Below are 15,573 nucleotides of genomic sequence, written 5' to 3'. Positions count from 1 at the left end.
TTCGAGATGAAACTGACCGCGCCCTTCATTCAACTACCGCTGCTGTTCGACGCGCAGCGTTTGGCCGACGAAATCCACGCGTTGGGCGAAACCCCTTGGCGTGATCATCCGGCAAAATTTCCGGGAAACAGCATGCTGCCGCTGGTCGCGGCGAACGGCAATCCGGCCGATGAAAGCTTTGCCGGGCGCATGGCGCCGACGCCTGAGCTCGAGGCCTGTCCGTACCTCATGCAAGTCATGGAAAGTTTCGGGGCGACCTTGGGGCGCAGTCGGTTGATGCGTTTGGAGGGCCAGGCGGAAGTCACGCCGCATACCGACCAGGGCTATTACTGGGCGGAGCGCGTGCGCATCCACGTACCGATCGTGACGCAGCCCACTGTGCGCTTCGAGTGTGGCGATGCCGCCATCAACATGGCTGCCGGCGAATGCTGGATCTTCGACACTTGGCGCAACCACCGAGTGCTGAACGACTCAAGCCTCAGACGCGTCCATTTGGTTGCCGACTCCGTGGGCGGCGGTCGCTTTTGGCACATGGTTGCGCAAGGCCGTCCACACGGCGTGCCTGCGCCGGGTTTCCAACCGCGCACTATCGCCTTCGATCCGAACAAGCGCGCGCAATTGGATTGTGAACACTTCAATCTCCCCAAGGTCATGACCCCGTGGGAGATCCGTTGTCATTTCGAAGATCTGTTCAACGACACGCCGGAACAACCCGGTCGTGCCGAAGCCCTGATGCAAAGCCGCCAATTCATTCGCGACTGGCATGGACTTTGGTCGCGCTATGGCGACTCGGGCGAAGGAATCGACGCTTACCGCAACGCCCTGCAACGTTTTATCGAAGCGTTACCGGCAAATGTGGAGGGCATTCTGCTCGCCAACCAAACGCAATGGTTCACCGGCATGACGGCTTGGATAGCAAAACCCGCGCTCGGACGCTGAGGTGCGCGGCTGATTCATGCAGGTGAACCTCCGGCAACTGTTCAGCCGCCGAGTCGAAACGTTCATGCGCGACTGCGTCCGGTCTTTCTAGACTGGGATCATCAATCGGAGAATGACTATGAAATGCCAACAGTTGCGTTTGCGCGCGATCCTTTTCGCTCTGTTTGCGGCAGCGGTGCTCGCGGCGTGTTCGAGCGGACCTCGGGTGCGGACCGATACCGACCCGGAAGCGAACTTCGGTCGTTACAAGACCTGGGGTTTCTATTCGCCGCTCAGCATGGAAAAAGCCGGCTACAGCAATTGGGTCAGCGAACGAATCAAAACCAACATCCGTCGTGAAATGACGGCGCGCGGCTACGCCTACAGTGAGAAGCCCGATCTGTGGGTGAATTTCCGTGAGCGCAGTGATGTCCGGACCGCCGTTTATCCGGTGACACAGTCGGATGTCCGCTATTTCTACAATCCGCGCGCGCGAGCCTACATCGCGGTGCCGGTCTACTACGACGACTATGCGGTGCATCAGTATGTCGAGGGAACCTTGAGCGTGGATATCGTCGATGCCGCGGCCAATCGCATGGTGTGGACGGCGGATGCCGTCGGACGTTCCATGCAAAAACTGCCGCAAAAACGCGCGCCTGAAATCGATACGGCATTGACGGCAATTTTCATGCACTATCCGTACACGGCAGGTAACGCCCAGCCCATCGCCAAGGACAAGTAATCCATGAAAAAGCCCGTCTTCTACACCAATCCGATGTCGCGCGGTCGAATCACCCGGTGGATGTTGGAGGAGACGGGCCTGGATTACGACACCGTGGTGCTCGACTACGAGACCTCCATGAAGGCTGACGAATATCTCGCCATCAATCCGATGGGGAAGGTGCCGGCGATCGTGCACAACGACCATGTGGTGACAGAGAACTCGGCGATCATTCTCTATTTGGCCGATTTGGTCCCGGAAAAGAAGCTCGCACCGGCGCCGGGTTCGCTGCTGCGCGGTGACTACTATCGGTGGATTGCGTTCCTTTCAGGACCGTTCGAAGCATTCATGACCGCCAAAACCGCGGGCGCGCTGGCCAAGCCCACCGCGGCCGGCTATGGCAACGAAGCAGATTTGTTCAACACACTGGACAGCGCACTCGGCAAAGGAATGTTCTTGGCCGGTGACCACTTCACTGCAGCCGATCTCTACATGGCTGCCTATCTGGGCTTCTATCAACGCTTCAAGTTGTTGCCGGACAAGCCCTTGTATTCGGACTATGTCGCGTTCCATATGTCGCGGCCTGCATGTAATGCCGCACAAGCCAAAGACAACGCATTGATGCCGCAGACATGAAAAAACCGCCGGTGCATGCCGGCGGTTTCGCGTTCAACGAATTTTCGCGCTTTACTTCGCCTTGGCAGCCGCTGCGGTCGCCAGTGCCTCGGTGGTGATGCGAATGTCGATGTTGTCACTCACCGCCGGCACAAACGCGGCAATACCGAAATCACTGCGTTTGATTTGGGTCGTCGCGTCAAAGCCTACGGCCGGCACTTTCATCATCGGGTGTTCGCCGGCGTGATTGAGCGTCGCATCGAGCACCACCGGCTTGGTCACACCTTTGATGGTCAAGTTGCCGTAAATCTTGTACCGGTTGCCGTTGCCTTCGCGCTCGACTTTCGTGCTCTTGAACGATGCCGTCGGATACTTGGCCGCGTCGAAGAAATCCGCACTCATCAAGTGCTTGTCCAGATCCGGCACCCGCGTATCAATCGTGTTGATCGGCATCGTCAACGACACCGAGGCGCGCGTCGGTGCGTCCGGATCGAACTTGAGGACGCCGTCAGTCACGTGAATCGCGGCCGCGGGCGTGGAAAAGCCCATGTGGCGCCAGCGGAAGTCCACTTGAGTGTGGCCCGGGTCGAGCGTGTAAGTGCGTTCAACCGCGCCGGCGTTCAGGGCGAACAAGGACAGCGCAATCAAGGTGCTTTTGAGCAGGGTGTGCTTCATGACAATCTCCTAGATGTTTATTGGGGCATGCGGCCGAATTTCCCCGCGTTGAAGTCGCGGATGGCTTCGGCAATTTCGGCTTGCGAGTTCATGACAAACGGCCCATAGCCGACCACCGGTTCGTCAATGGGTTCTCCTGCCATCAATAGCAGTTTGGGGTTACCGTCCGTGTCAATTCGGACGTCGGTTCCCCCGGTCGACAGGGTGAGCATTTCCTTGGCTTTGACGACTTCGCCATTGACCTTTGCCGAGCCGTCCAGCACCAGTACCAAAGTGGTCCAGCCCTCGGGTTGCGGAAGATGCATGTGGCCGGGAACCATCCGCACGTCGAAAACATTCATCGGCGAAAAGGTGGTTGCCGGACCGGTGGCATCGTCGTAGCGACCGGCGATGACGCGAATTGTGTGTCCACCTTCGACCGTCTTGGCGGGAATGTCCGCGTCGGTAATGCCTTGGTAACCGGGGGCGACCATTTTTGCGCTTTTGGGCAAATTCACCCACAGTTGAACCATCTCGAAATCACCGCCGCGTTGGCTGTAATTGGTTGAATGGAACTCCTCGTGCAAGATGCCGCCGCCGGCTGTCATCCATTGCACATCGCCTTTGCCGATCACGCCGCCGTTGCCGGTGGAGTCGCGATGTTCGACTTCACCCTCGTACACGATGGTCACGGTCTCGAATCCGCGATGCGGGTGCTGTCCAACACCACGGCGATGGTTCGGGCTGGGCTCGAAATAGGCCGGCGCGGCGTAATCCAACATCAAAAACGGGCTGCGCTCGGCGACGTCGGCACCGTTGTAGCCGAACATGCCGTGGACCGGAAAGCCATCGCCGACCCAATGGCGATTGGGGGCCGAATGTTTGCGAATCACCTTTTTCATGGCGTGCTCCTGAGTCATGTCGCACCGGGGCTTCCAGTGCATGACACCTATTCTGGATATGGGACACCGACTGCGGTAGTCTGCAAAAATTGACTTGATCGTTCCACATTCTGAACGCTGGGCGCACAATGCATGACTTGAATGATCTGTACTACTTCGTCCAAGTGGTTGAGCACGGGGGCTTCGCGCCTGCGGGCCGCGCCTTGGGTGAACCCAAATCCAAATTGAGCCGGCGCGTGGCCGGCATGGAAGAGGCGCTGGGCGCGCGTTTGTTGCATCGCTCCACGCGGCAATTCTCAGTGACCGAGCTCGGTCAAAACGTTTACATGCATGCGAAGGCCATGTTGATGGAAGCCGAAGCCGCGTTCGACGTGGTGCAACGCCATCATGCGAAACCCAGAGGCGTGGTTCGCTTGGCGTGTCCGATGGCGTTGCTCGATCAAAGAGTCGGCGGCATGTTGGTGCGCTTCATGCGGCGACACCCGGATGTCGAACTGAGTGTCGATCCCACCCATCGTCGCGTGGATGTGATCGCCGATGGTTTCGATCTTGCCTTGCGCGTCCGACCGCCGCCGTTGGAGGACTCTGAGTTGGTCCTACGTGTGTTGGCGAACGCGACACAGTGTTTGGTCGCCAGCCCCAAATTGTTGGCGAAGGTAGGGACGCCGCGAAAGCCCGGCGAGTTGATGGGATTGCCTTCATTGGAAATGGGCATGCCGCAGAACCAACATGCCTGGCATTTGGTCGGGCCCGGCGACGAACAGGTTGCGATCTTCCATTCGCCGAGGCTCGTCACCCGCGCCATGCTCACGTTGCGCGATGCGGCATTGGAGGGGCTCGGTATCGTGCAATTGCCCACGCTGTTGACCGAGCCGCTGATGAAAGAGGGCAGCTTGGTGCGGGTCTTGCCCGATTGGGCGCCGCTACCGGAAATCGTGCACGCCGTGTATCCCTCGCGCCGCGGGATGCTTCCCGCGGTGCAGGCATTGCTCGATCATTTGAGTGCCGAGTTTGTCGCCCTCGGCAAGGCGCTTTAAGGCAAGCCGGAATCAGAATTTCGGCTTGTCGTCTTCCGGGGTGTCGTTATAGCGGGCTATCGATTCAACGATGATCTTTTTCGCCTCTTCGGCATTGCCCCAGCCGTCGAGCTTCACCCATTTGCCCTTTTCCAGATCTTTGTAGTGTTCGAAAAAGTGACCGATACGCTCCAGCCAATGCTTGCTCACTTGGTCGATATCTTGGATGTGCGCATAGCCGGCGAAGATTTTTTCCACCGGCACGGCCAGAATTTTTTCGTCACTGCCGGCTTCGTCACTCATGCGCAGCACGCCGACCGGACGGACGCGAATCACTGAGCCCGGCACCAACGGCAGAGGCAAAATCACCAAGACATCGGCCGGATCGCCGTCACCGCACAGCGTGTGCGGCACGTAGCCGTAGTTGCAGGGGTAGCGCATCGGGGTCGACAAAATGCGGTCGACGAAAATCGCGCCGGTGGCTTTATCCACCTCGTACTTCACCGGCTCGGCATCCTTCTGGATTTCGATAATGACGTTGAGTTCGTCGGGGGGATTTTTGCCGGTCGGTACGAGATCGAGACCCATGGATCGCTCTGCTTGCTGTGATGAGGGGGCCATTTTACGCCCCTCATTGCTGCATCGCAAAAAAGAACGGCGGCCGAAGCCGCCGTTCACCCTGTTCCCTGACGGGACGGCTATTGAATCGCCACCTCGACGCGGCGGCCCTCGGGGTCGCCCGCAACGCCGCCGGTCGAAACGGCCGGCTTCTCCAGATCCAAACGACCGCTGGCAATGCCGTGCGCTACCAAGGCATCGCGCACCGCTTCCGCACGTTGTTTCGATAGCTCGCTGTTCACGGCCGCGTCGCCGCTGGCATCGTGGAAGCCTGAAATCACCGCGCGGCTCGCAGGCTCAGCTTGCATGGTGGCCAGCAATGCGCGGAAGTTGTCCTCGGCATTTGCGGGCATCTGCGCCGAACCCGTGTCGAAGTACAGCCGTGCATGGCGGGCATCGCTCCCCGGATTCAAATCCCCGCTCGGCATGGACGCCGCAGTGCTGTGCGCGGCACCCGCTGACGTCCCTGCATCGGCCTGTGTTTTTCCGACGGGCAGCAGCGGCACCAACAACAACGCCACGATGTTGATGATTTTGATCAACGGATTGATGGCCGGACCTGCGGTGTCCTTGTAGGGATCACCCACCGTGTCACCGGTGACCGCGGCCTTGTGGGCTTCGGAGCCTTTTCCGCCGAAGTTGCCATCTTCGATGTATTTCTTGGCGTTATCCCATGCACCGCCACCGGTGGTCATCGAGATGGCCACGAAAATGCCGGTCACGATGGTGCCGATCAACAATCCGCCCAAAGCTTCTGCACCAAGCAACATGCCGACAATGATCGGCACGGCGACCGGCAACAGCGACGGCACGATCATTTCCTTGATCGCCGACTTGGTCAGCATGTCGACCGCTTTGTCGTACTGCGGTTTGCCCGTGCCTTGCATGATGCCCGGGATGTCGCGGAACTGACGGCGGACTTCTTCCACCACCGCACCCGCGGCGCGTCCCACCGCTTCCATCGCCATGGCACCGAACAGATAGGGAATCAGGCCGCCGATCAACAGGCCGATGATCACGCGATGGTCGGACAAGTCGAACGCGAAACGCACGCCGGGATGCGCGGTTTGCAGGTTGTGCGTGTAGTCCGCGAACAAGACCAGCGCAGCCAAGGCCGCTGAACCGATGGCGTATCCCTTGGTCACGGCTTTGGTGGTGTTGCCAACGGCATCCAACGGATCGGTGATGGCACGCACTTCACTGGGCAGCTCGCTCATTTCGGCAATACCGCCGGCGTTGTCCGTAATCGGGCCGTAAGCGTCCAGCGCAACGATCATGCCGGCCATGGACAACATGGACGTCGCCGCAATCGCGATGCCGTACAGGCCGCCCAACTTGTAGGCGAACAGAATCGACAAACACACGGCGATCACCGGCAAAGCGGTGGATTTCATCGAAACCCCGAGCCCGGCGATGATGTTGGTGCCGTGACCTGTCGTGGACGCTTGCGCGATATGGCGTACCGGCTTGTATTGCGTGCCGGTGTAGTACTCGGTGATCCAAACAATCACGCCCGTGAGTGCCAGCCCGATCAACGTGCATAAGAAGATGTTGGTCGCGCCGTGGCTGTTGTCTTTCATCATTTGCGCGGTGATGAAGTAAAACGCGATTGCCGCCAACACCGCCGACACAATCACGCCGCGATACAACGCACCCATGATGTTGGGCTTGTCGCCGGAGACTTTCACGAACATCGCGCCGATGATCGATGCGATGATCGACACGCCGCCCAGCACCAACGGATAAATCACCGCGCTGGCGCCGGCGCCTTGGCTCGCCATCAGGCCGCCGAGCAACATGGTCGCAATCAAGGTGACCGCATAGGTCTCGAACAAATCCGCAGCCATGCCGGCGCAATCGCCGACGTTGTCGCCCACGTTGTCCGCAATCACCGCCGGATTACGCGGGTCGTCTTCCGGAATGCCGGCTTCAACTTTGCCCACCAAATCCGCGCCGACGTCGGCGCCCTTGGTGAAGATGCCGCCCCCCAAACGGGCAAAAATCGAAATCAGGCTGGAACCGAACGCCAACCCCACCAAGGCGTGCAGGGTACGCGCCTCATCCACTTTCATCACAGAGGTCATGAACCAGTAGTAGCCTGCGACACCGAGCAAGCCGAGGCCCACAACGAGCATGCCGGTGATGGCGCCGCCCTTGAACGCGACATTCATGGCCGGCCCCATGCCTTGGCGCGCTGCCTCGGCGGTGCGCACATTGGCACGTACCGACACATTCATTCCGATGTAGCCCGCCGCGCCCGATAGCACGGCGCCCAGCAAGAAGCCGACGGCGCTTGCCCAGGACAAAGCAAAGCCCATGACCACGAACAACAAGACGCCGGCAATGGCGATGGTCATGTATTGGCGATTCAAATAGGCGCGCGCACCTTCTTGGATGGCGCCGGCAATTTCCTGCATTCGCGAATTGCCTGCAGGTTGTGCGGTGATCCAGCGTGCTGACACGACGCCGTAAATGATTGCGATCAATGCGCAGACCAGCGCGATGATCGGACCGGAAGAATGCAGCATGAAACCTCCTAGCGTGGATGGACGTGCAACGCTTTGACTATGGCACAGGTCAGCTGACGTTCATGCTGTGCTGCAATAAGACGGATGCGATTCAGTCGACCCGTGCGAGGCTGGCACCAATGAAATCAGCCGGGTGGACACCATGAAATCGATTGCGCTTCTGGCGACGCTGTTTTTGGGCACGTCCGCGCTTGCCGCGGAAGGCAAGCCGGAGATTGTTCGGCCGATGGCCAAGCCCCAAGCCGTAGGACTCAAACACACGGTTCGCACCTTCCCCGAAGCCTGCGCGCGCATCACCGGTGTTTTCACCGGCAAGCCCGCCGATCCCTATAGCTTTGCCATCACCAAGACCGATCCGCGCTGCGCGCCGCGCGCCGAATTGGTCGATGCGAAGAAAGTCGGTGCCGCGACGGGTGCGGGCTGGGTCTTCCACGATTTGGTACAGGTCCCGAGCGCCGCGTGTCCTTCACAGATGGCGACGGTTCGTGTCTGGCGGGACAGCGCCAAACTCGCCCCGCCGAAGTTGGATGCACAAGGGCGCAGCCGTGTTTACGCGGCAGATGCCCAAGCCGCCAAACAACCAGGCGCGGTCAAGTTGCCGCGCTTCGCCGTGGCCATGAGCTTGGAAGGCAAAGCCTGCAAATAAGCCCGCGTCGGACTTAGTCGAAGTGCAATTGCAGATACTTCGGTAAACCGTTGCGTCCATAGGGCGGGTAGGCTTCACCGCGAATCAGCGGCTGCAAATAGCGGCGCGCCGCCTCGGTGATGCCGTATCCATCGGCACTGATGAACTCCGCCGGCATGGTTTTCTCGGCGTTGGCAATGTCCGACAGCGGCGCGGGTCGCACCGTCCAGCGGTAGGGCGTGTCACGTACGCGATGAATCACCGGCATCGTCGCATTCAAGCCTTTCAACGCGTATTGCACCGCTTTGCGGCCAACGGCCCGTGCATGCGCGAGATCGGTTTCGGAAGCCAAATGTCGGGCCGATCGTTGCATGTAGTCCGGCATCGCCCAATGGACTTTGTGTTTCAACACCGCTTGAACCCGCCCGGCCAAATACGGCGCCACGCCGCCCAACTGCGTGTGGCCGAACGAATCGGTGCCGCCGCCGGCATCGGCAACAAAGTCGCCGCTTGCGGTGCGAATGCCTTCACTGGCGACGACCACGCAATAGCCGTTGGACTTCACCACGGCGTCGACCTTGGCGAGGAACGCGTCCTCGTCATAGGCCACTTCCGGAAACAGGATCACTTGTGGCGCATCGCCATCGCGCCGCGCCGCGAGTCCGGCTGCCGCCGCGAGCCAGCCGGCATGCCGACCCATCACCTCATAGACGAACACCCGTGTGGAGGTTTCGGCCATGGCAGCGACATCCAGCGCGCATTCGCGAACCGACACCGCGGTGTACTTGGCGGCAGAACCGAAGCCGGGACAGGAATCGGTCACGGCAAGGTCGTTGTCGATGGTTTTTGGCACGCCGATACAGACCAGCGAATAGTCGAACTCCTCTGCCAGCGCAGACACCTTCAAGGCGGTGTCGGCGGAGTCGTTACCGCCGTTATAAAGAAAGTAGCGAATGTCGTGCTTCTTGAAGGTCTCCAGTAAGCGCACATACTTGTCGCGATCCTCCGCGAGGGACTTCAGCTTCAAACGACAGCTACCGAACGCGCCACCGGGCGTATGCATCAATGCACGGACATCCGCGGTGGACAGTGACGCCGTGTCCAACAGGTCGTCGTTCAATACGCCCAGAATGCCGTTGCGTGCGGCCAATACCTCGATGCGATGTGCCCGCGCTTCTGAAATCACCGCCGACGCGGTGGCATTGATCACCGCAGTGACGCCGCCCGATTGGGCGTAAAGGAGTTTTCCGGGGGAGGGCTTGCGCGTTGTCATGGGGCTCGGGGACAGGGCAGGATGGGCCGTGTATGCGTTAAAGTGGGCACATGGAGTGCATGCGATCGATTCTAAGGGCATGCATGTGACGAATCTTGGAGCAATTGATGCGATTGATACTTCTCGGTGCGCCGGGTTCCGGCAAGGGTACGCAGGCCGCACGCCTCAAAGACCATTTGCAGGTTCCGCACATTTCCACCGGCGACCTGTTGCGCGCCGAAGTCGCTGCCGGGTCTGAGCTCGGCCTCGCTGCGAAGGACGTGATGGCCCGGGGTGAATTGGTCAGCGACGACATTCTGCTCGGCATGCTGAAATCACGCATCTCCCGCGAAGACTGCCAAAACGGTTTCATCCTGGACGGCTACCCGCGCAACGTCGCCCAAGCCCATGCACTCACCGAGCTGTTGGCCTCAATCAAGCAACCGCTTGAAGCCGCCGTGCAATTGGAAGTGCCCAATGAATTGCTGGTTGAACGTATCGCCGGCCGTGCCAAAGCGGAAGGCCGGGCCGATGACAGCCCGGAATCCGTGCGCCATCGCCTCAAGGTGTATGACGAACAAACCGCGCCGGTCGTCGATTTCTATCGCAATACGGGCAATCTCAGCGTGGTGGACGGTGTCGGCGAATTGGACGAGGTGTTCACCCGCATCATCGAGGCCATCGACAACGTCACCCGCGTCGGCTGACGTCGGGAACAACGGAACCTGCACCCGGAAATGAAGCTCCACATCCTCGGCATAGCCGGCACCTTCATGGGCGGCGTCGCCGCACTGGCCCGCGAACTCGGACACGAAGTGGAGGGCAGCGATCAAGCGGTCTATCCGCCCATGTCCACGCAGCTCGAACAACTGGGCATACAACTGTCGCAAGGCTATTCCGCGGAAAACGTATCGCCTGATTGCGATGCGATTGTTATCGGCAATGCGCTGTCGCGCGGAAACCCCGCGGTCGAGCACGTGCTCGATCAAGCGCTAAACTACACCTCCGGCGCAGAGTGGTTGCGCGACCACGTGCTGCCGGGACGTCACACCATTGCTGTCGCCGGCACGCACGGAAAGACCACCACCACCTCCATCACCGCGCGCTTGTTGGAAGCGGCGGGTGCCTCGCCCGGATTTCTCATCGGCGGCGTGGCAGAAGACTTCGGCGTCTCCGCGCGCATCGGCCAAGGCAAGACGTTTGTTGTCGAGGCGGACGAGTACGACACGGCCTTCTTCGACAAGCGCAGCAAATTCGTGCATTACCGCCCGAAGGTCGCGATTCTGAACAACTTGGAATACGACCACGCCGACATCTTCCCGGACATCGAATCCATCCAACGTCAGTTCCACCACTTGGTGCGCACAGTTCCCGGTAGCGGTCGCATCATCGTCAATGGTGAAGACGCGCGTTTGCAGGAAGTGCTGGCGATGGGGTGTTGGACGCCGGTGGAAACCTTCGGCATCGGTGAAGGTTTTGATTGGCAGGCACGCCTCATTGAAGAAGACGGCAGTGTTTTCGACGTCCTCCATCGGGGCGAAATGTTCGGTCGCGTCGAATGGTCCTTGCTCGGACGACACAATGTCATGAACGCCCTTGCTGCCATTGCAGCCGGACAGGCGTCGGGCGCGGACATGCGCAGCGCATTGGAAGCGTTGCGGACTTTCAGAAGCGTCAAACGCCGCTTGGAGGTTGTCGGCGACGTGGCGGGTATCAAGGTCTACGACGATTTTGCCCATCATCCGACGGCCATTGCCACCACCTTGGCGGGACTCCGCGCGCGCGTCGGCGACGCACGCATCATCGTTGCCATGGAGCCGCGCAGCAACTCAATGCGGTTGGGCGCCCACGCAGACGCATTGGCGCCCTCGTTGGACGATGCGGATGCTGTGGTGTTTCTGCAGCGTCCCGAACTGCCTTGGCACGGCGAGAAAGTGATCCGCGCTTTACGTCATGAAGGCATTGCGGTGTCCGATACCGAGGCATTGTTGGCGGCGCTTTACGCCCACGCACGCGACGGCGACCACGTGGTCTTCATGTCCAACGGCGGCTTTGACGCCGCGCCGAAGCGTTTCGTCGAAAAACTGCGCGGCAACTAACGCGCTGCTGGTTTCGTCAGGTCGACGCGCAATACGTCCAAGCCGTCTTGGCTGGCGGTGTGTTGGGGCCAAGCTCGTGTCGCTTCCACCAGTGCTTCGTGTGAGGCGCGTCCGGCGTTGGTCGGTCGCCACAAACCGATCCAGCGGAAGCGTCGGCTGAACTGCATGCGTTGTGTGGTGGCAACCCACAGCGGTGTGCCATCTTCCAGCCGGGCCGGTGCGTGCCAAACGCGCAACACATCCCGCTCGCCATTGGGCAAATTTTTGTACATCAACAGGAATTCGGCGCGTGCTTCCACGGTGGAAGGCAGGATCGCTTGGGCGTTGGCAGGCAAACGATCATCCAAGGTGCGCAGCGCGTCCAACCAATCCGCCTGTTCTTGTTGTTGCCATCCACGCGCTGTCAGTGCGTGTATCAGCGGAGACAGCTCGCCGGCCATTTGCAGGTCCAGAGGCCATTGCTGCAGATCGTTGTAATGGTTGCGCATCGGGCGCACCGCGCGCCATTGCGAAGACCACCATGCGTCTTGACTGACAACGACGGCCGGCGTCGGTGGCTCGAAGCGTGAGAGCAATTTGCTTGCTTTGCCGGGCACGTGCCAAAGCATGGCGGCGACAAACACCGTGTAAAAAGCCGCCGAGACGGGACGCATCCAAAACGCGCGATTGACATGGTTGCGATAGGCGATCCCGATGATCAACAACCAAGTCACACCGATCGTCATCGCCATCGCAACATCGCTGGCCCAATGCGCGCCCAGATACACCCGCGCGAATGCCACCATCACCGTAATCAATGCGGCCAGCATGTAGGGCCAGACGCGGCGACGGGATGGCAGCTCGCGGGCGATGAGCACGGCAAAGAATCCCAGCATGACAGCGCAAACCAACACCGACACCGAAGGAAAACCGAATCCCGATGGCGCAGTCGGCGGGCGCGGCATGCTCACCAAGCGTTTGATCAACTCGCTGAAGCCCAAGCCGACCGCAACGGCAAAGATCCAATGGGTGGCGGCCATATAGCGTTTCCGCCAAAACAGCCAGGCCAGGCCCACGACGAAGGCCGGCAGCAACACTTGAATATCCGCAATGGAGGCGATGGCGGCCATCAATTGGTCGGCCAGCGGATTGCGCAAGGAGAACATCAACGAATAGATCTTGAGATCCATCGCCAGCGGCCCGCCACGCGCCACAAGTGCAAACAACCAGACGGCCAATACCCAGATCGAACCGGTTGCGGCGACCGCGAGCAACAAGATCGAAGGCGATTCCGGTCGCTTCGGGTCGACCAGCGTGCCAATGTACTTGCCAAGTCGCGGATGGCTGCGTGTCCATCGCAGCACGGCGGCGAACACCCGGTCGGCATGCAGTGCGAAAAATTTCGATGCATACACCACTAAGGCCCAAATGCCCGCAACCACCGCGGCGACGATCAACAGGACCAGCGCCAAGCGGTCGGCAACCGCCGCCACGGCTTCATAGGACGTACCGAATATCCACCCGGGCGCCAAAAACAATGCCGCCCAAGCGAACGAGGCCATCAAGCTCGGCAGGCCGAAACGCCAATAGGGCAGCTGCGCCATCCCGGCAATCGCCGGCACAAAGGGTCTTACTGCACCGACAAATCGTGCAATCACAATGGCCTTCAAGTCATGTTTCTTGAACATGCGCTCGGCGCGATCAATGAAAGTGGGGTAGCGCTTGAACAGCCACAGACCGCGCATGCCGTTGCCGTAACGGCGTCCGATCCAATAACTCAATGAGTCTCCGGCATAGGCCCCCAATGCCGCAGCCGCCAGCGCGTAAGCACCATTGATTTGACCGATGCCGATCATCGCGCCGACCGCGAACAGCAACGGCAATGCCGGTACAAGAATGCCGACGACGGCCAATGCATCGCAAAAACCGATCAGGAAAATTGCCAGGCCCGCCGCCAATGGATGCGACGAAATCCATTCGGCGATGTGGTTTAACCAAGCGGGCTGCATGCGCCCGATTATAGGGGGACGCGTCTAGACGCGAATGACACCGGCTCGGATACGATCAACGTTTTCATGGGAGCGTTCGAATGAAATACCTGCATACCATGGTGCGCGTCTCCGATCTCGCCGCATCACTGAAGTTTTATTGCGAAGGGCTGGGACTTCGCGAAACGCGTCGGATGGAAAATGCGCAAGGACGCTTCACCCTGATCTATTTGTCGGCGCCGCAAACGCCGGACGCCGAAGTGGAGCTGACCTACAACTGGCCGGGCGAAGCGGGGGATGTCGAAGACTACGGCAGTGCGCGCAATTTCGGTCATCTCGCGTTTGAGGTGGAAGACATTTACGCCACCTGCGCGCATCTGCAGGCCATGGGCTATGTGATCAACCGACCGCCGAGAGACGGCCATATGGCCTTCGTGCGCTCGCCCGATTTGATTTCTGTCGAGCTGTTGCAGGCAGGGCGCTTGCCGCCCCGCGAGCCATGGGCGTCCATGCCCAACACCGGTGAATGGTGATCAGCGCAAGGACTTGAAGGCTTCGCGCGCAGCTGCCACGGTTGCGGCAATCTCTTTTTCTCCGTGCGCGCTCGACATGAATCCGGCTTCGAAGGCCGACGGTGCCAAATAGACGCCGCGTTCGAGCATTGCATGGAAGAACTGATTGAAGCGCGCCGTGTCGCAGGCCACCGCTTGCTCGAAAGTATCCACGGCGTGCTCGCTGAAGAACATGCCGAACATGCCGCCGACGCGTTGGGTGGTAAAAGCGATACCGGCATCTTGCGCGGCAGCCTCGAGGCCGTCGCACAACAGATGGGTTTTCGCCTCGATTTGTTCGTGGAAGCCCGGCACGGAAATCAGATCGAGCATGGCAAGACCAGCCGCCATCGCCACCGGATTGCCCGACAGGGTGCCGGCCTGATAGATCGGGCCGGACGGTGCCACTTGCGACATCCATTCGCGCCGCCCGCCGTAAGCACCCACCGGCATGCCGCCGCCGATGATCTTGCCGAACGTGACCAGGTCTGCTTCCACACCGTAACGCGCTTGGGCCCCACCCAATGCGACGCGGAACCCGGTCATGACCTCATCAAAGATGAGCAGCGCACCGTGCTTGCTACACAAAGCGCGCAGGTGCTGCAAATAGCCGGGACGTGGCGGCAAGCAATTGGCGTTGCCGACCACGGGCTCAATAATCAAGCCGGCAATGTCATCGCCGCAGGATTCAAACAGCGCCGTGGCCGCATCGAAATCGTTATAGGCCAAGGTCAAGGTCAAATCGGCGAGCGATTTGGGCACGCCCGGAGAAGTCGGCACACCAAAGGTCAGCGCGCCGCTGCCGGCTTTAACCAGAAAGCTGTCGCCGTGCCCGTGATAACAGCCTTCGAATTTGACGATGCGGGAACGGCCGGTCACCCCGCGCGCCACCCGAATGGCGGACAGGGTGGCTTCGGTGCCGGAATTCACCATCCGCACCATCTCGCAATTCGGAATCAAGGCGCGAATACGCTCGGCCATAACCACTTCCAACGGATTGGGCGTGCCGAACGACAAGCCGTTTCGCGCGGTGTCGATCACCGCCTGCAAAACCGCAGGATGATTGTGTCCGACGATCATCGGTCCCCAAGAGCCGACATAGTCGAT

15 protein-coding genes and 1 pseudogene (1 of these 16 cut by a window edge) are annotated in these 15,573 nt (G+C 60.1%); 8 read left to right on the top strand and 8 right to left on the bottom strand.

Features of this window, described 5'->3' with window-relative positions; translation table 11 throughout:
• Window positions 1-6 precede the first annotated feature (6 nt).
• The 3 genes from H8L67_RS09545 to H8L67_RS09535 all read left to right on the top strand — a co-directional run bounded on the left by H8L67_RS09545 (window position 7) and on the right by H8L67_RS09535 (window position 2,275).
• Window positions 7-939, top strand: coding sequence for an aspartyl/asparaginyl beta-hydroxylase domain-containing protein (locus H8L67_RS09545; protein WP_220379610.1), 933 nt, complete (start codon window positions 7-9; stop codon window positions 937-939).
• Window positions 940-1,057: 118 nt separating this feature from the next.
• Window positions 1,058-1,660 carry a DUF4136 domain-containing protein gene (locus H8L67_RS09540; protein ID WP_220379608.1) on the top strand — a complete coding sequence of 201 codons (603 nt, stop codon included), beginning with the start codon at window positions 1,058-1,060 and terminating at the stop codon, window positions 1,658-1,660.
• A 3-nt stretch (window positions 1,661-1,663) separates the two neighbouring features.
• Window positions 1,664-2,275, top strand: coding sequence for a glutathione S-transferase family protein (locus H8L67_RS09535; RefSeq protein WP_220379605.1), 612 nt, complete (start codon window positions 1,664-1,666; stop codon window positions 2,273-2,275).
• Between the two features lie 51 nt (window positions 2,276-2,326).
• Here H8L67_RS09535 and H8L67_RS09530 read toward each other — a convergent pair whose 3' ends face one another.
• Window positions 2,327-2,929, bottom strand: coding sequence for a YceI family protein (locus H8L67_RS09530; RefSeq protein WP_220379604.1), 603 nt, complete (start codon window positions 2,927-2,929; stop codon window positions 2,327-2,329).
• Window positions 2,930-2,946: 17 nt separating this feature from the next.
• Window positions 2,947-3,810 (bottom strand): pirin family protein, encoded by an 864-nt coding sequence (locus H8L67_RS09525; RefSeq protein WP_220379603.1) that lies wholly within the window; start codon window positions 3,808-3,810, stop codon window positions 2,947-2,949.
• Between the two features lie 128 nt (window positions 3,811-3,938).
• On the opposite strand from H8L67_RS09525, the gene H8L67_RS09520 reads away from it, so the two are divergent.
• Window positions 3,939-4,847 carry a LysR substrate-binding domain-containing protein gene (locus tag H8L67_RS09520; protein WP_220379599.1) on the top strand — a complete coding sequence of 303 codons (909 nt, stop codon included), beginning with the start codon at window positions 3,939-3,941 and terminating at the stop codon, window positions 4,845-4,847.
• Window positions 4,848-4,859: 12 nt separating this feature from the next.
• Here the strand turns inward: H8L67_RS09520 and ppa are convergent, their stop codons facing one another.
• The 3 genes and pseudogenes from ppa to H8L67_RS09510 form a co-directional block, all read right to left on the bottom strand.
• Window positions 4,860-5,414, bottom strand: a complete 555-nt coding sequence (gene ppa, locus H8L67_RS09515; RefSeq protein ID WP_220380812.1) for an inorganic diphosphatase — start codon at window positions 5,412-5,414, stop codon at window positions 4,860-4,862.
• A gap of 110 nt (window positions 5,415-5,524) precedes the next feature.
• Window positions 5,525-5,872 carry an OmpA family protein gene (locus H8L67_RS10360; RefSeq protein WP_255556080.1) on the bottom strand — a complete coding sequence of 116 codons (348 nt, stop codon included), beginning with the start codon at window positions 5,870-5,872 and terminating at the stop codon, window positions 5,525-5,527.
• Between the two features lie 66 nt (window positions 5,873-5,938).
• Window positions 5,939-7,972, bottom strand: a pseudogene (locus H8L67_RS09510) (sodium-translocating pyrophosphatase); the annotation flags it as partial.
• Between the two features lie 142 nt (window positions 7,973-8,114).
• On the opposite strand from H8L67_RS09510, the gene H8L67_RS09505 reads away from it, so the two are divergent.
• Entirely contained in the window at window positions 8,115-8,618 is a 504-nt protein-coding gene (locus H8L67_RS09505; protein WP_220379597.1) for a hypothetical protein, read from the top strand.
• A 13-nt stretch (window positions 8,619-8,631) separates the two neighbouring features.
• Here the strand turns inward: H8L67_RS09505 and H8L67_RS09500 are convergent, their stop codons facing one another.
• A complete protein-coding gene (locus H8L67_RS09500) occupies window positions 8,632-9,870 on the bottom strand; it encodes a 6-phosphofructokinase (protein WP_220379596.1) in 1,239 nt (412 codons plus the stop codon).
• A 107-nt stretch (window positions 9,871-9,977) separates the two neighbouring features.
• Between H8L67_RS09500 and H8L67_RS09495 the strand changes: the two genes are divergently transcribed.
• Complete coding sequence (locus tag H8L67_RS09495; protein ID WP_220379595.1) at window positions 9,978-10,556, top strand: adenylate kinase; 579 nt, start codon at window positions 9,978-9,980, stop codon at window positions 10,554-10,556.
• 30 nt (window positions 10,557-10,586) lie between these two features.
• Window positions 10,587-11,948, top strand: a complete 1,362-nt coding sequence (mpl, locus tag H8L67_RS09490) for a UDP-N-acetylmuramate:L-alanyl-gamma-D-glutamyl-meso-diaminopimelate ligase (RefSeq protein ID WP_220379594.1) — start codon at window positions 10,587-10,589, stop codon at window positions 11,946-11,948.
• Here mpl and H8L67_RS09485 read toward each other — a convergent pair.
• Window positions 11,945-13,936 (bottom strand): bifunctional DedA family/phosphatase PAP2 family protein, encoded by a 1,992-nt coding sequence (locus tag H8L67_RS09485; protein WP_220379593.1) that lies wholly within the window; start codon window positions 13,934-13,936, stop codon window positions 11,945-11,947. The two genes, mpl and H8L67_RS09485, sit on opposite strands and share 4 nt — an antisense overlap.
• A gap of 80 nt (window positions 13,937-14,016) precedes the next feature.
• Here H8L67_RS09485 and H8L67_RS09480 point away from each other — a divergent pair, with 80 nt between their 5' ends.
• The gene (locus tag H8L67_RS09480) at window positions 14,017-14,448 is read left to right on the top strand and encodes a VOC family protein (protein ID WP_220379592.1); all 432 of its coding nucleotides are present in this window, start codon (window positions 14,017-14,019) and stop codon (window positions 14,446-14,448) included.
• Here the strand turns inward: H8L67_RS09480 and hemL are convergent, their stop codons facing one another.
• Window positions 14,449-15,573, bottom strand: partial view of a glutamate-1-semialdehyde 2,1-aminomutase gene (hemL, locus tag H8L67_RS09475; protein WP_220379591.1) — the 3' portion only. It continues 162 nt past the right edge of the window; only the last 1,125 of its 1,287 coding nucleotides appear in the window; its start codon lies off the right edge, out of view; it ends in the stop codon at window positions 14,449-14,451.

Origin of the sequence: Lysobacter soyae, assembly GCF_019551435.1 — a bacterium.
Taxonomy (GTDB): Bacteria; Pseudomonadota; Gammaproteobacteria; order Xanthomonadales; family Xanthomonadaceae; genus Solilutibacter; species Solilutibacter soyae.
The sequence above is the reverse complement of the archived record's forward strand: the minus strand, read 5'-3'. Positions and strand labels throughout refer to the sequence as shown.

Coding starts and splice junctions, on each gene's coding strand:
- H8L67_RS09495 (WP_220379595.1), top strand. CDS start 9,978: ATGCGATTGATACTTCTCGGTGCGCCGGGTTCCGGCAAGGGTACGCAG.
- H8L67_RS09485 (WP_220379593.1), bottom strand. CDS start 13,936: ATGCAGCCCGCTTGGTTAAACCACATCGCCGAATGGATTTCGTCGCAT.
- ppa (WP_220380812.1), bottom strand. CDS start 5,414: ATGGGTCTCGATCTCGTACCGACCGGCAAAAATCCCCCCGACGAACTC.
- H8L67_RS09535 (WP_220379605.1), top strand. CDS start 1,664: ATGAAAAAGCCCGTCTTCTACACCAATCCGATGTCGCGCGGTCGAATC.
- H8L67_RS09505 (WP_220379597.1), top strand. CDS start 8,115: ATGAAATCGATTGCGCTTCTGGCGACGCTGTTTTTGGGCACGTCCGCG.
- H8L67_RS09530 (WP_220379604.1), bottom strand. CDS start 2,929: ATGAAGCACACCCTGCTCAAAAGCACCTTGATTGCGCTGTCCTTGTTC.
- H8L67_RS09520 (WP_220379599.1), top strand. CDS start 3,939: ATGCATGACTTGAATGATCTGTACTACTTCGTCCAAGTGGTTGAGCAC.
- H8L67_RS09500 (WP_220379596.1), bottom strand. CDS start 9,870: ATGACAACGCGCAAGCCCTCCCCCGGAAAACTCCTTTACGCCCAATCG.
- H8L67_RS09540 (WP_220379608.1), top strand. CDS start 1,058: ATGAAATGCCAACAGTTGCGTTTGCGCGCGATCCTTTTCGCTCTGTTT.
- H8L67_RS09525 (WP_220379603.1), bottom strand. CDS start 3,810: ATGAAAAAGGTGATTCGCAAACATTCGGCCCCCAATCGCCATTGGGTC.
- mpl (WP_220379594.1), top strand. CDS start 10,587: ATGAAGCTCCACATCCTCGGCATAGCCGGCACCTTCATGGGCGGCGTC.
- H8L67_RS09545 (WP_220379610.1), top strand. CDS start 7: ATGAAACTGACCGCGCCCTTCATTCAACTACCGCTGCTGTTCGACGCG.
- H8L67_RS09480 (WP_220379592.1), top strand. CDS start 14,017: ATGAAATACCTGCATACCATGGTGCGCGTCTCCGATCTCGCCGCATCA.
- H8L67_RS10360 (WP_255556080.1), bottom strand. CDS start 5,872: ATGCCGAGCGGGGATTTGAATCCGGGGAGCGATGCCCGCCATGCACGG.